This window comes from Acidaminobacter sp. QWL-03 (assembly GCF_058683855.1).
Genome location: NZ_CM178752.1, coordinates 732,081 through 753,553, shown reverse-complemented (window position 1 = coordinate 753,553; position 21,473 = coordinate 732,081). Strand labels below are relative to the sequence as shown.

The window sequence follows — 21,473 nt, the reverse complement described above, 5'->3', positions numbered from 1 at the left end:
TTAGGCCCCTAAACAGTCACCAATGATCAAACGATGTCCCAGCAAATAATCTGATACCTTCATTCTCCTGGAACCAGGCGCTTGAATTTCATAGAATCTGACAGCATCCTGCCCTGCCTTTACAGTAAAGGCGTCTCTGCTGACATCGAGAATAGTGCCGGGTTTGGCCTCAGTGGATTTATCATCCTGACTGAGTCTGACCACGACAGGTTTAAATAATTTCAGACGGACCTTGCCGCAGGATGTCACAGCCGCCGGCCACGGATCAAAGCCGCGAGACTGAGCGCTGATTTCATCCGCTGTCCTGCCCCAGTCAATTTCAGCCATTTTCTTGTCGATTTTAGGTGCGTAAGTTGAATGTTCATGGGCTTGAGGTTCTGGGCTCAAACTGTTATCCCGTATGGCTTCCAGCGTTTTTGTCAGAACAGCTGCACCTATGGACATCAACTGATCGTGAAGTTCTCCCCCCGTCACTGATGCTGACAGTTCCACAGCTTCCTTGAACAGCATATCGCCCTCATCCAGCCCTGCACTCATTTTCATAGTCGTGACACCAGTCTCTGTCTCACCGCTGACAATGGACCATTGAATGGGAGAAGCACCTCTGAGCCTTGGCAGCAGCGAGGCATGAACGTTGATGCATCCGTGCACAGGCAGCTCTAAAATCTCCTTAGAAAGGATCTGTCCATAGGCAACCACGACGATCAAGTCAGGCTGCAGTGCTTTTAAAGTTTCCATGGCGTCACTGCTTTTAATACTTTCCGGCTGATAGACCGTAATGCCGCAGCGCTCTGCAGCTACTTTGACGGGAGGCGGCGTCAGCTTGTTCCCTCTGCCGCTCGGCCTGTCTGGCTGTGTAAAGACTGCTAAGACCTGCGCACCTTCAAAGTTAATACACGCCTCAAGACAGGGCACTGCAAACTCGGGCGTTCCCATAAACACAATTTTCATGCTGAACGTTACGCCTCCTCTATGAGTTTGTCAATGAATAAAACGCCGTCCAGGTGGTCGATCTCATGACAGAGGGCTCTTGCTAAAAGTTCTTCACCTTCAATGACATAGGTCTCACCATTTTCGTTGAGAGCCTCTACCCAGACTTTTGCAGGTCTTCGCACAGAGCCTGCCCGCTCAGGCACACTCAAACAGCCCTCCACTTCAAACTGTTCGCCTTCTTCTCTGATGATTTTGGGATTGATCAGCACTTTGACACCTGTATCATCATAAACATCTATGACTGCGATCCGCTTGAGGATCCCCACCTGCGGGGCCGCCAAACCTACGCCTTCCGCATGATACATAGTATCAATCATATCGTCGACCAGATCCCTGATTTTTTGATCTATTGCCGCAACTTCCTTTGACCGTTTTCTAAGAACCTCATCACCTTCGGTCCGAATATTTCTGATAGCCATTCTAATATAATCCTCCTTACCTTTCGCGCCGGTACAGAATTGAATCGGCTGAAGCTCCATAATTACAAGACGCTGATCGCTTTGATATCCACTGTGGTTCTTACATCCTGGCGGTCCGCCGGAAGACTTCGCAGAATCTTTTCCAGCTCCGGAAGCATCTCTTCCTTATATTTTATTATAATTTGCCATCGATATCTATTTTTTATTTTGCCATAGACAGCCGGATGGGGTCCGAGTATTTCGAGGTCACCTTTTTTTAATAGTTCTGACGGCAATTTTGACTTTAACCAGTCATGCAAAGATCCCGCGCATTTCTCGACAGCCTCCGGCTTAAAGCCTGAAAGGATTATATTGGCCATCTGTAAATAGGGCGGATAGCCAAAGGCTTTTCGCAGACCCATTTCCTCTTCATAGAAGCCAATATAATCATGCTCAGCTGCCCTGACTATAGCAAAATGTTCCGGGACATAGGTTTGAACCACCACTCTGCCCTGGGTTTCTGCCCTGCCTGACCTCCCGCTGACCTGTGTCATCAACTGAAAGGTTCTTTCTGATGCCTGAAAATCAGGGAGATTCAGAGTTACATCCGCCAAAATGACACCAACAAGTCCCACATTGGCAAAATCCAGTCCCTTTGAAATCAATTGGGTACCAATCAAGACTCTGGTTTTGCCAGATTCAAAATCCGCCAGAATTTCCTCAAGTGCACCCTTTTTAGCCAGGGATTCACTGTCCATCCTGGCAGTCACAACACTGGGGAAGGTTTCTGCAAATGCCTCTTCAACCTTTTCGGTGCCACTGCCATAAAATTTAAAATAGCGGCTGCCGCACTCCGGGCACACCGCCGGAATCGACGATCTATAGTGGCAATAACTGCACCGGGCGTGATTCTGACCTTTGTGAAAGATGAGGCTGACATCACAATTCGGACATTTCAGGGCATAGCCGCAGCTTCGACACGAAATGAAAGTATGATAGCCTTTCCGGTTCAGGAGCAGCATGATCTGCTGTCCTCGCTCCAGGGTTTCCGTGATGGCGGTCTCCAGCTGTCTGCTGAACATGGAACGGTTGCCAGACATCAGCTCAAGACGCATGTCTACAATCTCCACCTTTGGCAGCGGCACCTGACTAAAACGCTTATGCATTTCCACCAGCTGATGCTGGCCGCATCTCGCTTCATGGTACTGCTCGATGCCAGGTGTAGCAGAGCCGAGGATCAGCGGCGCACTGTGAAGTCTGCTGAGGGTCTTCGCCACCTCCACAGCGTGATATTTGGGCGCCTGATCTGACTTATAGGAGCTGTCGTGGGCCTCATCCACCACTATGAGGCCGATGGTTCTGCAAGGTGCAAATAGGGCCGACCTTGGACCTATGACAATATCATAGTCCCCTCTCCCAATAGCACGCCATTGGTCAAACCGCTGAGACGCATTCATCCTGCTGTGCAAAATGGCGATGCGATCTCCAAACCGCCTTCTGAAGCGATCCACCAACTGTGGCGTCAGCGAAATTTCCGGCACCAAAATTATGACCTGGCGACCCTCCGCAATGGATAAATCCGCAAGTTCCATGTAGACCTCGGTTTTTCCGCTGCCCGTGACACCATGAAGCAAAAATGAACTGGATTCATGCTTCATCACACTGCTGCTGATCACATCATAAGCTGCTTTCTGTTCAGAGGAAAAAGCAACGAAAGTATTGGTTTTTCCTGAATCGTAATAAGCTGGAAAAGAAAAAGCTTCCTCAGTTTCGGACTGAATCCGCCCTTCTTCCTCAAGTTTTCTAAGTCCTGTCGCAGTTGCTTTTACTTCCTTTTTGAGTCGGGATTCTTCCACCCGGCCATAATCTCTGAGCATTTCGAGAACAGCGCGCTTTACGGTCTGATTTTTTGGAATTTGCTCCAACCACACATTGACTTCACCGGGTGTGGTGAGACTGAAAAACCGGTTATAACGTTCTCTGACCGCGGTGGTTAAATGCTCTTCACGAAGAATCACACTTTTTTTTAAACACCGTCTCATTAAGGCTGTTTGAGTGTCGCTTAACTCGCTCTGCATCAGCGGCTTAACACTAAGCGTATCTACGAATTGCCGCTCTGGATCACTGAGACTTTTCAGAACCTGAGGATCGGCGCTATGATCCAGAGTGAGTTTATAATCCCGCTTGATCACCGTCCCGCTCGGAAGCAGCAAAGAGGCCGCCTGGGCGTAATTGGTCAAATAATGCTCTCGGATCCAGAGTGCCAGTTTCACACGGGGTTCATCCAGCGCAGCTGTCATGTCACAGACACTTAGTACAGCTTTCAGTTTATTTGGTTGATCTTTGTCCTCTGACGTACGTTTGTGAACAATGACGGCTTCATGGGTCGCGTCACCGGCGCCAAAGGGAACTACGACTTTGCTTCCTATGACCGCCTCGCAGGCGAGCGCCTCCGGGATCCTGTAGGTAAACAGCTGATCCAGGGAACGTGTCATTTTCAGCACAATCACATCTGCCAGCAATTCGGGCTGCTTCCGGTTCAATGGTTGCTCTTGCACTTGAAACACCTCCACTGCATCATAAAGAAACAGGAGTAGATGCCTCTACCCCCGGATGGTATATTGGGTTGCCCAGTTTATCTCGTCCCGACCGGATCTGCCAAAGACAATAGATCAGCCGCCTTTTTCAAGATAGCCTTTGCCACTTCGGATTTCTCCATTTGATCAAACGCGGTCTGTTCACCGTCAGAGGTGATAAACGTCACGATATTGGTGTCGCTTCCAAATCCCGCGCCCTGAGCTGTCACATCATTCGCCACGATCATGTCCAAGTTCTTTTTTCTAAGTTTTGCAGCAGCATGTTCCAAGACATGCTCTGTTTCTGCTGCGAAACCAATAAGGACTTGATGCGTCTTGACTCTGCCCACCTCAAAGAGGATGTCGGGATTTCGCGTCAGCTCCAGTGTTAAATCTCCCTCTATCTTCTTAATTTTCTGGGTTTGTGCGGTCTTTGGCCGGTAATCCGCAACTGCAGCTGTCATAATGATAATGTCATAGTTTAAGTCACTCATGACGGCCTCAAACATGTCCCGGGCAGATTCGACCTTGACACGCTGAACGCCTTCAGGCGCAGGCAACTCGACCGGCCCGGAAACCAGTTTCGTTTCCGCGCCCATGGCTGCCGCAGCTTCAGCAATGGCGTATCCCATTTTGCCGGTGGAGTGATTTGTCAGATAACGCACCGGATCCAAAGCCTCGCGGGTTGGACCTGCTGTGATAAGTACACGTTTGCCTTCCAGCAGTTGAGGCAGATCATCTGTGGATTTATGAGCGAGCAGTTTGACAATTTCTTCGACAATCTGCTGCGGCTCAGCCATCTTTCCAACGCCTTCATCACCGCATGCCAGCCGTCCGCTGCCAGGTGCAACAAAGCAGGCGCCCAAATCTTGAAGCATTTTCATGTTTCGCTGTGTCAGGGGATTCAGATACATTTGTGTGTTCATGGCAGGCGCAACGAGAATGGGCGCCTGAGTCGCCAGAATTGTCGTCGTCAAGAAATCATCTGCAATTCCGGCAGCCATTTTCGCAATTACGTTCGCTGATGCAGGGGCGATTACATAGAGGTCTGCGAGCTTCGCGAGCGCAATATGTTCAACATCCCAGGTCCTGGGGGCCTCGAACATGTCCTCGACCACATAGTTTTGAGACAGAGACTGAAAGGTGAGCGGCGAAACGAACGCCTTCGCATGCGCTGTCATAATCACGTAAACATTGGCATCCAGTTTCTTCAATCTGCTGACCAAATCCGCTGACTTATAGGCAGCAATCCCGCCTGTGACGCCAAGGACAATGTTCTTGCCCGACAACACGCCACTCATTTGATCAATCCTCTTTGTCGAAATCGATGATTTCCAGCTTGTGTTCAAAAAGTTCCTGGGTAGCAATACTCATTGGCTTTTTGATGGCTTTGTCATCAATTTTAACTTCTGCGCCGTCAATTATCTGGCGTGCGCGTCTGGAAGTCAGTACTACAAGTGCATAGCGGCTCCCTGCAATATCGATCAGTTCATTAATAGGTGGTTTTAACACTTCGATTCCTCCTTGATTTCACGAATCAGTTCTTTCACAGACTGAGGCCTGATTCTAAGGCGTTCAGCTTCAATAATCGAGATCAACCGCGCTGTGGCGAGATCGACACGGTCATTGAAAATAAAATAATTATAGTTTTCCATTAAGTCTATCTCATTGTAGGCGGCGGTGAATCGCTTGTCAATGGCTTCGGCGCTTTCTGTTCCGCGGCCGACGATCCGGTTTTTCAATTCCTCCATAGTCGGGGGCAAAATAAAGACAAAGACGCCTTCGGGATACTGAGCCTTTACCTTCAGTGCACCTTGAATGTCTATTTCCAGCAGCACATCCACACCTTGATTCAACTGTTCCATGACAAACGCCTTTGGCGTCCCATAATAATTGTCGTAGACTTTGGCGTATTCGAGCAGTTCACCTTGCTGCATCAATTTAATAAAAGTGTCCCGCTCCGTAAAAAAGTAATTGACGCCTTCCTCTTCTCCCGTTCTAGGTGCCCTCGTCGTCATGGAAATGGATAGCTTTATATCTTCACGAAGTTTCATCAATGCCTTGCAGATGGTTCCCTTTCCAACGCCGGACGGCCCGGAAACAACCAAGAGCAAACCTTTTCTTTTCATTTTTAACGCGACTCCCCTTCAGATCGATTCTAAATCAGCAAGTTACTCAATATTCTGGATCTGTTCTCTGATTTTCTCAAGCTCACTTTTCAACTCTATGACGTCGTTGCTGATTTCAAAATCAGGAGATTTTGAGCCGATGGTATTAACCTCCCGGTTCATTTCCTGTACGAGAAAATCGAGTTTCCTGCCGGCAGCGCCGCCTTGGTCAATGATATCCGCAATTTGATCAAAGTGGGATTTCAATCTGACGATCTCTTCAGTCACATTGGTTTTATCTGCAAAAATGGCGATCTCATGGGCAATTCTCGACTCGTCAATCTGAATCCCCATATCTCCAAGCAGATCGGTGAGGCGATCTCTCATCTTTTGACGATACGCTTCGACAATCTGAGGCGACTGACTTTCGATCTTTTCGAGTCTCGACTTCATTTGGCTGATTCTTTCCAGGATGTCCACTACCAGCTTCGCGCCTTCGGTCTTTCTCATTTCAACCATTTGAGCTATTGCCGCAGCAGTGGCTTTTTCAAGAACGGACCAGATGGCTTCCCCATCCACTTCCACATACTCCACTCTAAACGCCTCAGGGTGTCTGGACATCAAAGACAACGTCACATCATCTCTGAGTGCGTAACGGTCTTTCAGGTGTGTAAGCGCAGCGTAATACTGATCCAGAACCGCATCATTCGGCAATATGGAATAATCTGCGCCAACCTGCTCTTCGTAATTGACATAAAGCTCAATACGTCCGCGTTGAACCTGATCCTTGATCATAGCTTTGACACGTTCTTCAAATGGATTCATTTTCTTTGGAATCTTGGCTACAATTTCTGAATATCTGTGGTTGACTGATTTTATTTCAACTACGATCTTGATTCTGTCGCTGCTTGCTTCACCGCGGCCGTATCCTGTCATTGAATAGGTCATAGTCCGTCTCCTGCCTTTTCTAATAATTTAAAACGCTGCCAGGGTTTCAACCTCTGCGACGGCAACGGCGGGACCCGTCATGAAGATCTCTTCCCGATCATCTGCATAGATTTCCAGAGTGCCGCCCGGTACTTTAACATGGGCATTTCGATTTAATCTTCCAGCGTGGCATAGAGCGTAAAAAGATGCACAAGCGCCGGTTCCGCAGGCCATAGTCAGTCCGGCGCCGCGTTCCCAGGTCACAACTTCAATGGCTGACTCGCCAAGCAGTCTGACAAAATTGACATTAATTTTTTGTGGAAAAGCCGGATGATTTTCAAGTGCGGGCCCAAAGCGCCGAATCTCAATTTCATCAAGGTCGTCCATTTCGACGACCAAATGAGGTACGCCGACTTTTAGGGCTGTCACTTTGAATGTTTTACCCAGGACTTCAATGTTCTCGTCCAACATGTAGCCTAGTTCAGACAAAACGGGAATCTGATCTGCTCCAAAAACGGCTGCACCCATGGAAATTTTAACTTGATAACCATTGTCATCAACACGCAGCGCTACCTCTTTAGGTCCGTCATCCGTCAAAACAGTGAAAAAACCTTCCCGGGCTCTGCCCGTTCTATGGAGATGCGCTGAAAAGCAGCGAATGCCATTGCCGCACATGGCAGCTCTGGAACCGTCAGAATTATAGTAAATCATTCTGGCAGCGAAGTTTTCGTCTTCAGCAGGCGCCACCAACATGACGCCGTCTGCGCCGACACCGAAATGACGGTGAGAAATTTTGGCAATCAAGGCTTGCCACTGAGTTTCTGTATAGTCTTCAGACCAGTCGCCAATCAAAAAATCATTGCCGGCGCCGTGCCATTTCGTCCATTTCAAAATAAAGGCCTCCTTCACTAAAGCAGTTCCTTATTTATTCTAACATACACTGAACCCGATTTCTTTATAAATTGCGGTGTGCGTGCTATACTTATTGTATTTCGGGAGGGATCTCCATGGCCTATGATGGCATTTTTATGGCGGCGCTGGCCGCAGAGCTTCAAGAAAAATTAATTGGCGGACGGGTTGACAAAATCTATCAGCCTGAGGGCGACACCTTGATTCTGGGAATCCGGAGTGATCGAAGCAACCATCGGCTAAAGCTCACTGCCTCTGCTTCAATGCCTTATGTTTCGCTCACGCATTCAAAGCCGGAAAATCCTCAGCAGCCACCCATGTTCTGTATGCTGTTGAGGAAACACTTGACCGGTGCAAGGCTCATTGACATTCGCCAGCGGGGGTTGGAACGGATTCTGGACTTCGTCTTTGACACTTACGATGAACTCGGAAACCGGGTAGAGCGCATTTTATGCGCGGAAATTATGGGACGGCACTCCAACCTGATTTTTTATCAGGCGGATTCATTGGTCGTCGTGGATGCGGTAAAACGCATCTCCAGTGCGGTATCCAGGGTGCGGCAAATTTATCCTGGTATTGTTTACCAGCTTCCGCCAGGCGGTAAAATGGACCTTCGGATCTCAGATCCGTCACTTCCGGACTTGGTATCTGCTCAGGACTCTTTAAATGGCAATCAAACCGTGACAGGCGCTGCAAAACCGACTTTTGCCCTGAAGCAATGGCTGCTGAATGCCTATCAGGGCTTCTCACCGGCGCTGTGCCAGCAGCTCTGTCTTGAAGCGGGTGTCGACGCGGAGCTTCCTGCAGACCGTTTGGACGCCGCTTCCCGCGACGCAGTAGAGGCAGTCTTGAGACGACTCAGACATCTATTGACAACCGGCACCCTTGAGACAAGGCTGATTCTGGATGAGACAGGCAAACCTCTGGACCTGACTGCGGCGCCGCTTTTAAGGCTCGAAGTCTCCGGGCTGTTATCCCCGGTCATGGAACCTTCGCTTTGTGTCAACCGCATGTTTGAAGAGCGTGATCTGCAGGACCGGCTGGATCAAAAGGCCGCTGCCATGAAAAAACTGGTGGAAAACCGGCTGGAACGCGTCATCAACAAGAAGAGCCACCTGGAGAACGACCTTCAGCAGGCGGAAGACGCTGAGAGACAACGACAATTCGGAGAGTTGATCCTCGCGAACGTCTACCGACTCTCAAAGGGTGATCACGAGGCCATTGTGGAAAACTTTTTTGAAGAAGAGGCGCCGGAACTTCGTGTCCCTCTGGATGTTCGGTTGACACCTGTAGAAAATGCCCAGCGCTGTTTCAGAAAATACACCAAACTAAAAAACGGTCAGACAGAAATCCTGACTCAGCTTGAGCAGACCGAGCGTGAAATGGAATACCTTGAAAGTGTTCTCCTACAGATCGAACACTCCACAGATGCCGCCAATCTTGATGCCATAAGGATGGAGCTGTCTGAAGAAGGCTACATGAAAAGCAAAGGCCGCAGGAAGGATAAACGTCCAAAATCAGCGCCCCTGCTGTATAAGAGTACCGAAGGCTTTGAGATCCTTGTCGGACGCAACAATGTTCAAAATGACGAACTGACGTTAAAGACAGCATCCAATAAAGATTTGTGGTTCCATACCAAGTCAGTCCCAGGATCTCACGTCGTCATTCGCACCCAGGGTAAGCCGGTTCGTGAGGAGACGCTCTTTGAGGCAGCTATGCTGGCTGCGTGGCATTCTAAGGCGCGTCTCAGCGGACAAGTCCCTGTGGATTACACCGAGATCCGCCACGTGTCAAAGCCGTCAGGCGCTAAACCAGGCATGGTCATCTACGTGCACAACAAGACGCTGTACGTGACACCGGACGAAACGGTCATCAAACGGCTGCAGGTATAATACACAAAAGATTTGAAAGAATACGAGGAGGTCAGTGCCAAGACACAGACCTCCTCGTATTCTTTTGGTATTAAGTCATTTTGGAATCAGCGTTCGTAAATGCTGACTTCATCTTTTTCATCCTGCTCCGTCAATCTCACCTTGACGATTTCCCGGTTTGAAGTCGGTACGTTTTTACCAACGTAATCCGCTCGAATTGGCAATTCTCTATGTCCCCGGTCCACCAATACAGCGAGCTGTATGGTTTTGGGCCTGCCAAAATCCATAAGCGCATCCAGCGCTGCACGAACCGTGCGTCCAGTATAAATGACATCATCCACCAAAACGACGTTGAGACCGGTAATTTCAAAATTGATATCACTGCCTGCACCACCCCGACTGACAGCTTCAGCCGGCAGATCATCCCTGTACTTGGTGATATCCAGTGCGCCCGTACGAACCGTGGTACCCTCGATGGCTTCAATCTTGGCGGCAATCCGTCTTGCCAGCGGTTCTCCTCTGGATCTGATGCCAATAATGACAACGTCTTCAATGCCTTTGTTGCGCTCTATGATTTCATGAGACAGTCTCGTGACTGCCCGTGAGATGGCCTGCGCGTCCATAATACTCGCTTTAAATTCCAGAATGATCCCGCCTTTCAATTTTCTCCAGTGCGGCCTTAAACCGTTCAGGCAGCTCCGAATCAAACGTCATCAGTTCATGTGTCACCGGGTGTGTCAGGCCAAGGGTCTTGGCGTGCAGAAATTGGCCATCCAGTGGAAATAGTGCAGTCTTGGTACCATAAAGAGGGTCCCCGGCTATGGGATGCCCAATGGATTTCATATGGACACGGATCTGATGTGTCCGGCCGGTTTCAAGCCGGCATTCCACAAGCGTGTAATGCCGGTATCTCTGAATGACTTTGTAATGAGTTACTGCAGGCTTCCCGCCAGTGACGACAGCCATTCTCAGCCGGTTCTTGGGATCGCGTCCTACAGGCGCCTCAATTCTGCCTTCATCCTGATGAAAATTGCCTATGACCAGAGCCAGATAGCGTCGAATGGACTTCTGATTCTTGAGTTCCTCCGCCAGTGCATGATGGGCCAGATCCGTCTTCGCAACCATCATAAGTCCCGAGGTATCTTTATCCAGCCGGTGGACAATGCCCGGCCTGGCGACGCCATTGATGCCGGAAAGCCGTCCGCTGCAGTGATATAAAAGCGCATGCACCAAGGTACCGGTAGTACTCCCAGGCGCAGGATGAACGACCATCCCGCTGGCCTTGTTGACAACCAGAAGGGCGTCATCTTCATAGATTATGTCCAGGGGGATATTTTCCGGTTCAATCTCAAGAGGTTCAGCCGGGGGCAACTCAAGTGTGATGACATCACCTGTCTTGAGCTTTTCTTTTTTAATATGAACTACCTTGCCATTGACGGTCACGTGGCCTTCCTTGATCAATTTTTGAAGATAGGTCCTGGACGTGGCGCCGGTCATACGGCTCAGATAAAGGTCCAGCCGCTCGTCCTGAGCCTCGTCAAATTCAAAACTTAAAACTTCATTTTGCTGATCCTGCATGTGACTGCCACCTCCCATAAAGTTTAAAAGCGCTTCAGGTAACGCTGCACCCATTGATAACTAAGACAGAGACAGGGACGAGCGTTGAATATCAAGGCTAGTCCCTGCTTTGGCTTTTTGGGATTCTTCTGTTACTTTGGGTGTCGGGTCAAACCGGGAGTGTGCTCTTTAGACTTTTTCAACATACAGCCTGACATCACAATCATTCAAGACATAGTCCTCATAAGCTGCCTGCTGACCGCGGATCAGCTCGACAGCGAGGGTCTCTCCCTTGATGTACGATTCATGTGCCAGGATGCCTGCATTAAATCGATCATCACATTCATAGAAGATCTTGATCTCATCCAGAACGTTAAAGTCATTTGCTTTACGCATCTGCTGAACTCTTGAAATCAACTCTCGGGCATAGCCTTCGAGAATCAGTTCTTCAGTCAGGGTGGTGTCGAGGATCATAAACAGGTTATTGTCCATACCCACGGTAAAGCCCTCTTTTGCTGAAATGTTGACGAGGACATTTTCCTGATCCAGCGTAAAGGATTCCCCTTCCAGATCAATGTCAAAGGTTCCGCCGCTGTTCAGGATTGGGGCTGCAGTTTGCGGGCTGACAGTCTGAAGTGCTTTTGAGAAAGCGCCCATTTTACTGCCTAAAATTGGACCCAGTACTTTAAAGTTTGGTTTCAGCGAGAAGTTCATGTAGAGACCCAGGTCTTCAGCAAAGACCACTTCCTTGACATTAAGCTCCTCTTCGATCAGGTCAGACAGATCTGAAATCAGAGCTTCATAACGTCCGTCAACATAAACGCGCTGGATTGGCTGACGCACTTTGATTTTGACGGATTCACGCGCACCGCGGCCCAGCGTCACCAAGTCGCGTATCAAGTCCATTCTCTGCTCGACGCGCTCATCGATCAGCGCATCGTCAGCAACCGGGAACATAGCCAGATGCACAGACATTTCACCTGTCAGGCTGCGGTAAATCTCTTCGGTCACATACGGCGCGAAAGGCGCTGCCAGTTTGCAGACAGTGATGAGTGTCTCGTAAGTCGTGTTGTAAACTGCAATTTTGTCTTCGGACATCTCCGTCTCCCAGAAACGACGTCTGGAGCGGCGGATATACCAGTTTGACAAGTCTTCATTGACAAACTCCTGAATCTTTCTGACGGCTTTGGTTGTATCAAAAGCTTCAAGGGCTTCAGTAGTTTCATTTACCAAACGGTTCAGTTTGGAAAGCACCCAGCGGTCGAGTTCAGGGCGGTCGGCAGGTGCGACAAATTGAGCCGTCGCATCGACTTTATCTGTATTCGCATAGAGACTGAAGAAATTGTAGACGTTTTTGATGGTTCGGAAGAACTTGCTTTCAACTTCACGAACACCTTCTTCGTCGAATTTGGTAGGCGTCCAAGCTGGGGATACAAAATAGAGGTACCAGCGGACAACGTCAGCACCATATTGATCAAACAATTTGAAGGAGTCTACAATATTGCCCCTGGATTTGGACATTTTCTTGCCCTCTTTATCCAGGATCAGGTCGTTGACCAAGACGTTCTTGTAAGGTGCTTTCCCCATGACGAAGGTAGAAATGGCAAGCAGCGAATAGAACCATCCGCGCGTCTGATCAATACCCTCACAGATGAAATCAGCAGGGAACAGCTGATCAAAATTCTCCTTGTTCTCAAAAGGCCAGTGATGTTGGGCAAATGGCATCGCACCACTGTCAAACCAGCAGTCTATGACATCTGTAACCCGTGTCATATTGCCGGTACACTTGTCGCAGGTCAGGTGAATGCCATCAACATATGGGCGGTGAAGCTCAATATCGAGTCCGATCTCTTCCTTGGCACGATCCACCAGCTCTTGTCTGGAAGCGACTGAAGTCGTATGGCCGCATTCGTCACATCTCCAAATGTTGAGCGGTGTCCCCCAGTAACGGCTGCGGGAAATCGCCCAGTCATTGACATTCTCCAGCCAATTGCCGAAGCGCTTTTCTCCCACGTAGGAAGGATGCCAGTTGACGGAATTGTTATTCTCAATGAGCTGATCTCTGAATTTGGTCATTTCAATATACCAGCTTGGCTTTGCATAATAAAGGAGCGGGGTTTTGCAGCGCCAGCAGTGCGGGTAGTTATGAGCCATGGTTTGACGCTTGTAAAGCTTCCCGGTCTCCTTGAGCCAGTCGATTATCTCCGGATCCGCATCCATGACAAATTTGCCTACCCATGGTGTTTCGGTATATTTTCCATCTTCGTTGACCGGCTGCAGAACCGGCAAGTTGTAACGAACGCCGGTATTGTAGTCGTCTTCGCCAAAGGCAGGCGCAGTATGAACTATGCCCGTACCATCATCCGTCGTGACGTAATCCGCCAAAGTGACGAAAAACGCCTTCTTTTCTGCTTTGACAAAGGGCATGAGCTGCTCGTATTCAACAAACTCAAGGGATTTGCCGTCCATTTCCTCGAGGACTTCATACTCTTTGCCAAGCACAGCAGGTGCCAATGCCTTAGCGACATAGTAGATCTCATCATTTTGTCTGACTTTGACATAGACCTCTTTTGCACTGACAGTTAAAGCGACATTGGAAGCCAGCGTCCAAGGCGTCGTCGTCCAAACGAGGAAGTACTCGTCCGCGTCTTTACGCTTAAATTTAACGTAGACTGTGGCAGTCTTGATTTCCTGATAACCCTGCGCGACCTCGTGGGATGCCAGTCCGGTGCCGCAGCGTGCGCAATAAGGGAGAATTTTGTGGCCTTCATAGATATACCCCTGTTTAAAGAACTGATCCAGGATCCACCACTCGGTTTCGATATAATCATTGTCAAGGGTAATATACGGATTTTCAAGATCGATCAAATAGGCCATGCGCTCGGTCTGATCCCGCCACACACTTTCATACTCAAACACAGACTCACGACATTGATGGTTGAAGTTTTCAATGCCATAAGACTCGATTTCCAGCTTGTTGTTGAGGTTCAGACGCTTTTCCACCTCAATTTCCACCGGAAGGCCATGGGTATCCCAGCCGGCTTTTCGCTTGACTTGATAGCCTTGCATGGTCTTATAGCGGCAAATTGAATCCTTCAACGCGCGTGCCAGGACATGGTGAATGCCGGGACGTCCATTTGCGGTTGGCGGTCCATCATAAAAGACAAAGCCTGGTCTGCCTTCACGACTGTTGACACTCTGATGCAGCAAATCAATCTGGTCCCAATGACCTCGTAATACTTTTTCCGTTTCGGAAACTGGTTTCTTCGACAATTCAGGATAACCCACGCATCTACACCCCTATTCAAGTAGTTCCGACAATCAGCCGGACTTAAGAAACAAAAAAAACCTGAGCAAACATGCCCAGGGACGATCATCAATCGCGGTACCACCCAGCTTGAGTCTCCGTAAAAAAAAGAGACACCACTCAAAAACCTTAACGCGGTTTGTACGTCCGACGCTTGCCTGGTCACAGGCTCACACGGAAGCTCAGGGGCGATTTTCCTTCAGCATGGCCACCGGTTTCCACCCTTTACCGGCTCTCTCGAGACGCAACATCTGAAATACTCTTCCCTTCATCGCTGTATACACTGCAAAATTATATTACAATTTCTTTTGAGCGTCAACCACATTTGTTGAAACCCACAGCGAGCACCTTGGGCGCAAAGCTATCAAGTGACAAAAGGCAGACAACAGCTGCCCTCAACAAAAACGCTTGAGCTGCATCTTGGTCCTGTCTTTTTTAGAATTGCCAAGGTTCGCCGCAAGTACTAAACGTCCATACCCTCGTACGGAAATCACAGCATCCTCCGGAACGGACTTATCCGGCCTGTTTTCAGGTCTGTGGTTCACCTTGACACGCTCCGCTTCCACGAGCTTCTGTGCCTGACTCCTTGACAGGTCAAACCCCACTGCAATAACAGCATCGAGCCGCGGCGACTTTACAGTCCTGAACAGCAGCTCACCGCCCGCATCCTCTGCAGGAAATTCTGACCAAAGGACTTCCCTGACGCTGACCGGATCTCTTGAGACGCGCGCCAGTGTATTTATGACAAAGGGCGCCAGTTTTTCCAGCACGAAAACAAAAGCGGCCTTCTCCCCAATTCTTAAGTCTCCAAACTTCTCCCTGGCGAGTCCCAGCCCGAGAAGACTTCCAAGCAGATCCCTGTGGGACCAAACCGCTGTCGCTTCAAGCGCGCTGATCTCGAGCAGCACCATAGGCACTGGGTGAAGTTCAAAAGGATCACCCAGCGGATAGAATCCTATGACACAGGATTCATAGCCAGGGTGTCCGCCTTCAAAGCGCATTACAGGCAAATCCTTGTCTTTTGAAGCGGCGAAGTGAGACTTGCACAAATCCTGGACCACCGGATTGACAAAATCCGTGAAAACCGGTCTATTCTGGCGCTGACACTGAGACAGCTGGTCATAAACTTTTGCCATTTGAGCGCGCGTCGAGTCCTCTCGTGCACCTTCCAGCCACTTCGTTCGGTCCATCATAAGCCAATGATAAAACTGGACAGCAGCTGTACAGTTATAATCAGCAGGATTGGCGAAAAGTCGATCATGCCGTTGTAGCCAAGTCGCTGAATAATCTGTCTGAACGGAGAGAGCAACGGCTCTGTCACCTGGTATACAAACGCAGCGATGGGATTTCGCAGATCTCTGATAAACCAGCTGAGCACCGCTCGAATCAAAATTAAAAATACTACCAGGTTTAAAAAATAAATCATGGTTGTCTTAAACAAATACATTTAATTCCTCCTGCTTTTAGAAGCTGTCTTTTCGTGTTGACCATGCGAAAACGCCTTTATTTTCCAGTTCGCCTCGTACATCCCCTGAAATATCCACATTGCTGGGTGCCAGGATAAAGATTCCCCTTGACACCTTCTGAATGTGCCCATCAATGGCGTACAGCGCACCGCTGCAAAAATCGAAAATTTTCCTGGCAAGTTCAGGGTCGAGTTCTTCGATGTTCAGAATTACCGGTTTTTTTGTCTTAAGGCTGTCAATGACAGCACGCGTATCCTCAAAATCTCTTGGCTGATATAACACGACTTTCATACTTTGACTTTTGTGAAGATTGACAACCTTATTCGGATTAGAATAATTTCCGGTTGCACCGGCATAACTCCGATCATACACGTCATCATCCTCCGCAAAGTCTTCCTCATACACTTCCTCATCCTGAGAAGTCTCAAATCCCATCATGCTTCTGACTTTGTCAATAAATTTTTCTGCCATGGGTTAGCGCCCCTTTCTCAAATTGCAGTGCTGTTCTTTGCCGATGGTCACTTTAGGTCACCTATTGCCACAAAAGGCATTTCAGCCCTCACTACTGTCTTTCACCAAATAAACCCGATCCAATGCGCACCATTGTCGCACCTTCCTCTATGGCAATCTCAAAATCATGAGTCATCCCCATAGAAAGAAACTTCATCTCAACACCTTGGATAGAAGACTCCTTTAAATGTTCGAAGATCCGGCGCATTTCACTGAATACTTGTCTGAGCAGCCCTTCATCTTCAACAAAAGGCGCAATGGTCATAAGGCCTTGAATTTTGATTCCGGGCAGCAAGGCAGCTTCCCTGACCAGCAACTCGACTTCACTGCTTGAAAGACCAAATTTTGTCTCTTCCTCAGCAGGATTCACCTGGATCAATACCGGCATGACCTTGCCAATTTTGGCGGCCTGCCTCGATATTTCCTGAGCGAGCTTCAAACTGTCAACGGAGTGGATCAGCGCAACTTTGTCTATGATGTATTTGACTTTATTCGTCTGTAAATGACCAATAATATGCCACTCAAAGCGATCCTCGAAGCTCGGCCATTTGGCTAACAGTTCCTGGACCCGGTTTTCTCCGATAGTTCTTACACCGGCCAAATAAGCCTTTTCCAAAGTCTCAACACTTTGAGTCTTTGTAACGGCGACCAGCTGAATAGCCTCAGGTGCCCTACCGGATCGGATCGCCGCCTCGCGAATCCGAGACTCAACATGCTTCAGATGATCCTGCAGCGTCTCCGTTGTCATCATTACTTTCACCTCTGTTCAAATTTATCACCCGACTTGACGCCGGTTGGATCTATCAACACCAAATTGCGAACTTCAAGTGTCTTGACACGTTCAGAGCCGTTCTCTGCGGTCGATGTCAGATACCCGTCCTTGACGATGGCATAGTCCTCATTATAGCCGAGGATTTTAACCGGCCTGAAGATCGCCCGGTGATCAATGTCGAGAACGAATACACCAGTGGTGCCATCAAGGGTGACAATGGAAGATTTCAATACTTTTAGACCTTGAAAATTCTCTCTGACAATTCGTACCTCCACATATCGCTTCGTATAAAAAGCCGGATGGAGCTCGTTGATTTTGATCACCAGAATCCCTTTTCCGCCGCTCTCAAACACATCCGCAACGGAGCCAACAATCTTGGTCCCATCAAATTCAACATCCAGCACTTTGTCTTTTTCATATAGGTCAATTTCTTCTTTCTCTATTTGTGCGGCAATAAACCAGGCAGAAGGATCGATCAATCTGTAAACAATACTGCCGGGTACAACCAGCGCTGTGGTTAAGTCCTTCATCACCGGCGGCAACCCGCTCATTAATTTCCCATAATCAATGGTGTACAGATTTTCAATTGTCAGCGTCTGTTCCAAGCCATCTGTCTCGTAGGAGACAATGCCTGCATCCTGACTGAAAAACTCAACCAGCTCACCCTCAACTGCTTCCATAGATCCTACATAGGCTTGTTTAAATGAGGATGCGCCTTTTCGCAAAAGGCTCTTATCGTCAAGTAATTTGACCTTCTTGTCGAGCTTCAGCATCAGATCCTTACGCAGTTCCGCGACGCGCACAAAGTTTTGCAGGGCAGCTTCCTCATGGATCGCATCTTTCAGTTGTTCAATTTCTTTATTGAGATTGTCAATATCACCAGTCAGCATTTCGTCAATTTTAATTGAGGTCAGCGGTTCTTCTTCGACTGATGCCGCGGCGGTCTGTCCATCACTCTGAATTTCCATAATCTTTTCACCGCGTTTTATCCTCGATCCGTCCTCAGCCGCATAAGCTGCACTGCCGCCCACGTTGCTTCTTACCAGGGTTTCCCTCCTGAAAATCACAGAAGCGTAGGTCTTATCAATGTCGAGTGTATCATAGGTCACTTCATACGCAGTGTCTTTAAGGAACCAGGTGCGGTAAATCATCATCCCAACCGCAGACAGGGCCAGCACCAGAATCAGCATGGACATAAAAAAACGCCCATAATGTTTGATTCTCATTTCACCCTCTCCTGTTCTTGACCATTTTATTTGTCTGCATCAAAACAATCGGCCATATTTGGTCACAATTTTCAACTTCCTGATTTGCCTGATATTCAATTCGACGATTTCATCGAGCTCTGTAATCAAAGCCAGAGAGTTCAGTTTTTTTCTGGCGCCGAGTATGCAGCCCTTCAGCTGCTCTTCATTCTCAAGCACAATTCTGACTTCATCTCCAATATTGACGCGTCTGCCGCCAAGTTTAAAAATCTTCACATCATACTGATCAATCAGGCTTTGAGTGACCTTGCGGCTCTTGAATCGAACCACTGCCCTTTTAAAGTCCATTGTTTCTTTAAGGGCAGACATAAGGTATCCCATCACGGACAGCATCAGCAAAGCAATCAGCAGCGCGGTCAAATGATCAAGCATGCCATGTCCCTCCTTGATCCATACTATAACTCATTCCTATTGTAAAAGAAGTGAGCAGGTCTGTAAAGTTATACAGTTCTATAAGCCAGGCACATCCCAAATCTTAAGGGCTTCAGCTGCCTCTTCGAGTTCGTGTTTTTTACCCCTCAGCATGAGCCGCTTTACAGAGTCTCTGGCATCTTCGCCTTCATAAAGGATTCTGTAAAGCTCTCTTGTGATAGGCATTTCCACCCCTTCAATCTGAGAGAGTTCATAAGCAGAATGGATGGTATAGTAGCCTTCGACGACCATTTGGATCTCTTCCAGCGCCTGATCAACTGCTATACCTTGTCCAATCAGCATGCCAAATCTTCGGTTTCTGCTGTGCAGGCTGGTACATGTGACAATCAGGTCACCAATGCCGCTGAGTCCTTGAAACGTAGCACTGCTCGCGCCGAGTGAGCGCCCAAGCCTTGCAATTTCAGCAATGCCCCGGGTCATCAGCGCCGCTTTGGAATTGTCACCAAATCCAAGGCCATCGCTGATGCCCGCTCCCAGTGCGATAATATTCTTCAGCGCACCGCCAAGTTCAACACCGACGACATCAGGATTGGTATATACGCGGAGCAGTCCGCTCGAAAACACGTCCTGCACCTGTTCAGCCGCAGCCCTGCTGATGGAAGATGACACCAGGGTAGTGGGAATCCCTGCGGAGACCTCCTCTGCATGAGAAGGCCCCGAGAGCACGACGTACCTGTTGTTCGGGAAAAAAGACAGAACTATTTCAGAGATCCTCTGATGTGTCCCGAGTTCGATCCCTTTTGACACATTGACAAAAATGGCATCCTTGGAGACCAGTTTGGCGTCAATTTGTGTCAGCAGACTTCGAACAGCCTGAGAGGCGACAGCGATCACAATGATCTCAGCCCCAGAGATCGCCTGTTTCAACTCCGAGGTCACCGTCAAATTGCCGCTGAGCTCAACGCCCTTAAGGTATTTCGCGTTGTGCTTTGTTTTTCCTATGGATTCGATCTGCTGAGGGTCGCGACCCCAAAACGCTACTTCCTGACCATTGTCAAGCAGCACTTTGACCAGCGCTGTGCCCCAGCTGCCGGTTCCTAAAACCGCAATCTTCAAGATTTCACTTCCTTCTTCTCCCTGACGATAAAACGTATTGGCGTTCCAATAAAGTCGAAATTCTTTCTCAGGAAGTTTTCAATATAGCGGACGTAAGAAAAATGGGCCAGCTCCTGGTCGTTCACAAACAGGATGAAAGTCGGTGGTTTGACAGAGGCTTGAGTCATATAATAGATCTTAAGGCGCTTGCCTTTATCCGACGGCGGCTGAGTCAGCATAACAGCCTCGTTGAGGACGTCGTTCAGCATGCCGGTCGAAATGCGCTTGGCGCACTCAGTTGAAACGTGCTTGATCGTGTCGAGCAATTTAAACAGTCTCTGCTTCGTGACCGCTGAGACGAAAAGGATTGGCGCGTACTGCATATACGCCAGCTCATTGCGCACCAATTTTTCGAATTGGTTGAATGTGTAGTTATCCTTCTCAATCAGATCCCACTTGTTGACGACAATAACGACGCCTTTGCCGGCTTCATGGGCATACCCGGCAATCTTTTTGTCTTGTTCAGTCACACCTTCTGTGGCATCCAGAACCAAGAGGCAGACGTCCGCCCGCTCAATCGCTGTCAGCGCTCTCAAAATACTGTATTTTTCAATGCTTTCATTGACACGGCTTTTTCTTCGAATGCCTGCGGTGTCGATAAAGACATACTGATCTTCGCCGTATTCGAAAGGGGTATCAATGGCATCCCGGGTCGTACCGGCAATGTCGCTGACGATGACGCGCTGCTCTCCCAAAATACTGTTGATCAGTGAGGATTTCCCTGCGTTTGGCTTTCCAATGACCGCAACGTGGATCGTTTCATCTTCCCCTTCTTCTTCCGATGGTTTTGGAAAATGCTTGACGATTTCATCCAACAAATCTCCGAGTCCCAGGACATTGATGGCAGAAATGAGGAACGGCTCGCCGAGTCCTAAATTGTAATAATCATAGTAAAACTCATTTGGCAGCGCATTGTCCACTTTGTTGACTGTTAGAATGACAGGTTTCCCTGCCCTTTGGAGCATGAGGGCAATTTCTTCATCCCCTGTGGTATAAGATGCTTTACCGTCGATCATGAAGAGTATGACGTCTGCAGTATCAATGGCAATCTGCGCCTGCTCGCGCATCTGCGATAAAATGATATCTTTCGAATCCGGCTCAATGCCCCCGGTATCGATCATGGTGAATCTGTAGTCGAGCCATTCGGCATCGACGTAGATTCTGTCTCTGGTGACGCCTGGTGTATCCTCGACAATGGAAATTCTCTTTCCTGCTACCTTATTAAAAAATGTTGACTTGCCTACGTTAGGTCGACCAACAACAGCAACAATTGGCTTTCTCATTTTG

The 21,473-nt window shown here is 48.6% G+C and carries 20 protein-coding genes and 1 other annotated feature; of the genes, 1 reads left to right on the top strand and 19 read right to left on the bottom strand.

Annotated elements, in window-relative coordinates; genetic code table 11:
* From fmt to dapF, 8 genes are all read right to left on the bottom strand, one after another.
* Positions 1-951 (bottom strand): methionyl-tRNA formyltransferase, encoded by a 951-nt coding sequence (gene fmt, locus AC4PHM_RS03345; protein ID WP_492019475.1) that lies wholly within the window; start codon positions 949-951, stop codon positions 1-3.
* 8 nt (positions 952-959) lie between these two features.
* Entirely contained in the window at positions 960-1,412 is a 453-nt protein-coding gene (gene def, locus AC4PHM_RS03340) for a peptide deformylase (protein WP_492019474.1), read from the bottom strand.
* 62 nt (positions 1,413-1,474) lie between these two features.
* Positions 1,475-3,949, bottom strand: coding sequence for a primosomal protein N' (priA, locus tag AC4PHM_RS03335; RefSeq protein WP_492019473.1), 2,475 nt, complete (start codon positions 3,947-3,949; stop codon positions 1,475-1,477).
* Positions 3,950-4,026: 77 nt separating this feature from the next.
* Positions 4,027-5,259, bottom strand: coding sequence for a bifunctional phosphopantothenoylcysteine decarboxylase/phosphopantothenate--cysteine ligase CoaBC (coaBC, locus tag AC4PHM_RS03330; RefSeq protein ID WP_492020450.1), 1,233 nt, complete (start codon positions 5,257-5,259; stop codon positions 4,027-4,029).
* A gap of 13 nt (positions 5,260-5,272) precedes the next feature.
* On the bottom strand, positions 5,273-5,479 hold the full coding sequence (gene rpoZ, locus AC4PHM_RS03325) for a DNA-directed RNA polymerase subunit omega (protein ID WP_492019472.1): 207 nt from the start codon (positions 5,477-5,479) through the stop codon (positions 5,273-5,275).
* Positions 5,473-6,096 (bottom strand): guanylate kinase, encoded by a 624-nt coding sequence (gene gmk / locus AC4PHM_RS03320; protein ID WP_492019471.1) that lies wholly within the window; start codon positions 6,094-6,096, stop codon positions 5,473-5,475. The genes rpoZ and gmk overlap by 7 nt, the downstream gene beginning before the upstream one ends.
* A 42-nt stretch (positions 6,097-6,138) precedes the next feature.
* A complete protein-coding gene (locus tag AC4PHM_RS03315; RefSeq protein ID WP_492019470.1) occupies positions 6,139-7,023 on the bottom strand; it encodes a YicC/YloC family endoribonuclease in 885 nt (294 codons plus the stop codon).
* A 27-nt stretch (positions 7,024-7,050) separates the two neighbouring features.
* Entirely contained in the window at positions 7,051-7,893 is an 843-nt protein-coding gene (gene dapF, locus AC4PHM_RS03310; RefSeq protein ID WP_492019469.1) for a diaminopimelate epimerase, read from the bottom strand.
* 116 nt (positions 7,894-8,009) lie between these two features.
* Here dapF and AC4PHM_RS03305 point away from each other — a divergent pair, with 116 nt between their 5' ends.
* Positions 8,010-9,803, top strand: coding sequence for an Rqc2 family fibronectin-binding protein (locus AC4PHM_RS03305; protein ID WP_492019468.1), 1,794 nt, complete (start codon positions 8,010-8,012; stop codon positions 9,801-9,803).
* 86 nt (positions 9,804-9,889) lie between these two features.
* Here AC4PHM_RS03305 and pyrR read toward each other — a convergent pair whose 3' ends face one another.
* From pyrR to der, 11 genes are all read right to left on the bottom strand, one after another.
* A complete protein-coding gene (gene pyrR, locus AC4PHM_RS03300; protein WP_492020449.1) occupies positions 9,890-10,405 on the bottom strand; it encodes a bifunctional pyr operon transcriptional regulator/uracil phosphoribosyltransferase PyrR in 516 nt (171 codons plus the stop codon).
* A gap of 10 nt (positions 10,406-10,415) precedes the next feature.
* Positions 10,416-11,360 carry an RluA family pseudouridine synthase gene (locus tag AC4PHM_RS03295; protein WP_492019467.1) on the bottom strand — a complete coding sequence of 315 codons (945 nt, stop codon included), beginning with the start codon at positions 11,358-11,360 and terminating at the stop codon, positions 10,416-10,418.
* Positions 11,361-11,528: 168 nt separating this feature from the next.
* Positions 11,529-14,627: an isoleucine--tRNA ligase gene (gene ileS, locus AC4PHM_RS03290; protein WP_492019466.1), complete on the bottom strand. Its 3,099-nt coding sequence runs from the start codon at positions 14,625-14,627 to the stop codon at positions 11,529-11,531.
* Between the two features lie 74 nt (positions 14,628-14,701).
* Positions 14,702-14,927, bottom strand: a binding site (T-box leader).
* A 114-nt stretch (positions 14,928-15,041) separates the two neighbouring features.
* Positions 15,042-15,782 (bottom strand): YlmH/Sll1252 family protein, encoded by a 741-nt coding sequence (locus AC4PHM_RS03285; protein ID WP_492019465.1) that lies wholly within the window; start codon positions 15,780-15,782, stop codon positions 15,042-15,044.
* A gap of 53 nt (positions 15,783-15,835) precedes the next feature.
* Positions 15,836-16,093 carry a YggT family protein gene (locus tag AC4PHM_RS03280; RefSeq protein WP_492019464.1) on the bottom strand — a complete coding sequence of 86 codons (258 nt, stop codon included), beginning with the start codon at positions 16,091-16,093 and terminating at the stop codon, positions 15,836-15,838.
* A gap of 16 nt (positions 16,094-16,109) precedes the next feature.
* Entirely contained in the window at positions 16,110-16,583 is a 474-nt protein-coding gene (locus tag AC4PHM_RS03275; RefSeq protein ID WP_492019463.1) for a cell division protein SepF, read from the bottom strand.
* A 91-nt stretch (positions 16,584-16,674) separates the two neighbouring features.
* Positions 16,675-17,373 carry a YggS family pyridoxal phosphate-dependent enzyme gene (locus AC4PHM_RS03270; protein WP_492019462.1) on the bottom strand — a complete coding sequence of 233 codons (699 nt, stop codon included), beginning with the start codon at positions 17,371-17,373 and terminating at the stop codon, positions 16,675-16,677.
* A 5-nt stretch (positions 17,374-17,378) separates the two neighbouring features.
* Positions 17,379-18,620 (bottom strand): biotin/lipoyl attachment domain-containing protein, encoded by a 1,242-nt coding sequence (locus AC4PHM_RS03265; protein ID WP_492019461.1) that lies wholly within the window; start codon positions 18,618-18,620, stop codon positions 17,379-17,381.
* Between the two features lie 39 nt (positions 18,621-18,659).
* A complete protein-coding gene (locus tag AC4PHM_RS03260; protein ID WP_492019460.1) occupies positions 18,660-19,031 on the bottom strand; it encodes a hypothetical protein in 372 nt (123 codons plus the stop codon).
* A 78-nt stretch (positions 19,032-19,109) separates the two neighbouring features.
* Entirely contained in the window at positions 19,110-20,147 is a 1,038-nt protein-coding gene (locus AC4PHM_RS03255; protein WP_492019459.1) for an NAD(P)H-dependent glycerol-3-phosphate dehydrogenase, read from the bottom strand.
* Positions 20,144-21,469: a ribosome biogenesis GTPase Der gene (gene der, locus AC4PHM_RS03250; protein ID WP_492019458.1), complete on the bottom strand. Its 1,326-nt coding sequence runs from the start codon at positions 21,467-21,469 to the stop codon at positions 20,144-20,146. Before der ends, AC4PHM_RS03255 begins: the two co-directional genes overlap by 4 nt.
* Positions 21,470-21,473: the final 4 nt, after the last annotated feature.

What these genes read in the sequence shown, in the direction of transcription:
- fmt (WP_492019475.1), bottom strand. Translation starts at nt 951, where the DNA reads ATGAAAATTGTGTTTATGGGAACGCCCGAGTTTGCAGTGCCCTGTCTT.
- def (WP_492019474.1), bottom strand. Translation starts at nt 1,412, where the DNA reads ATGGCTATCAGAAATATTCGGACCGAAGGTGATGAGGTTCTTAGAAAA.
- gmk (WP_492019471.1), bottom strand. Translation starts at nt 6,096, where the DNA reads ATGAAAAGAAAAGGTTTGCTCTTGGTTGTTTCCGGGCCGTCCGGCGTT.
- AC4PHM_RS03315 (WP_492019470.1), bottom strand. Translation starts at nt 7,023, where the DNA reads ATGACCTATTCAATGACAGGATACGGCCGCGGTGAAGCAAGCAGCGAC.
- AC4PHM_RS03305 (WP_492019468.1), top strand. Translation starts at nt 8,010, where the DNA reads ATGGCCTATGATGGCATTTTTATGGCGGCGCTGGCCGCAGAGCTTCAA.
- pyrR (WP_492020449.1), bottom strand. Translation starts at nt 10,405, where the DNA reads ATGGACGCGCAGGCCATCTCACGGGCAGTCACGAGACTGTCTCATGAA.
- AC4PHM_RS03295 (WP_492019467.1), bottom strand. Translation starts at nt 11,360, where the DNA reads ATGCAGGATCAGCAAAATGAAGTTTTAAGTTTTGAATTTGACGAGGCT.
- AC4PHM_RS03285 (WP_492019465.1), bottom strand. Translation starts at nt 15,782, where the DNA reads ATGGCAAAAGTTTATGACCAGCTGTCTCAGTGTCAGCGCCAGAATAGA.
- AC4PHM_RS03280 (WP_492019464.1), bottom strand. Translation starts at nt 16,093, where the DNA reads ATGTATTTGTTTAAGACAACCATGATTTATTTTTTAAACCTGGTAGTA.
- AC4PHM_RS03275 (WP_492019463.1), bottom strand. Translation starts at nt 16,583, where the DNA reads ATGGCAGAAAAATTTATTGACAAAGTCAGAAGCATGATGGGATTTGAG.
- AC4PHM_RS03270 (WP_492019462.1), bottom strand. Translation starts at nt 17,373, where the DNA reads ATGATGACAACGGAGACGCTGCAGGATCATCTGAAGCATGTTGAGTCT.
- AC4PHM_RS03265 (WP_492019461.1), bottom strand. Translation starts at nt 18,620, where the DNA reads ATGAGAATCAAACATTATGGGCGTTTTTTTATGTCCATGCTGATTCTG.
- AC4PHM_RS03260 (WP_492019460.1), bottom strand. Translation starts at nt 19,031, where the DNA reads ATGCTTGATCATTTGACCGCGCTGCTGATTGCTTTGCTGATGCTGTCC.
- der (WP_492019458.1), bottom strand. Translation starts at nt 21,469, where the DNA reads ATGAGAAAGCCAATTGTTGCTGTTGTTGGTCGACCTAACGTAGGCAAG.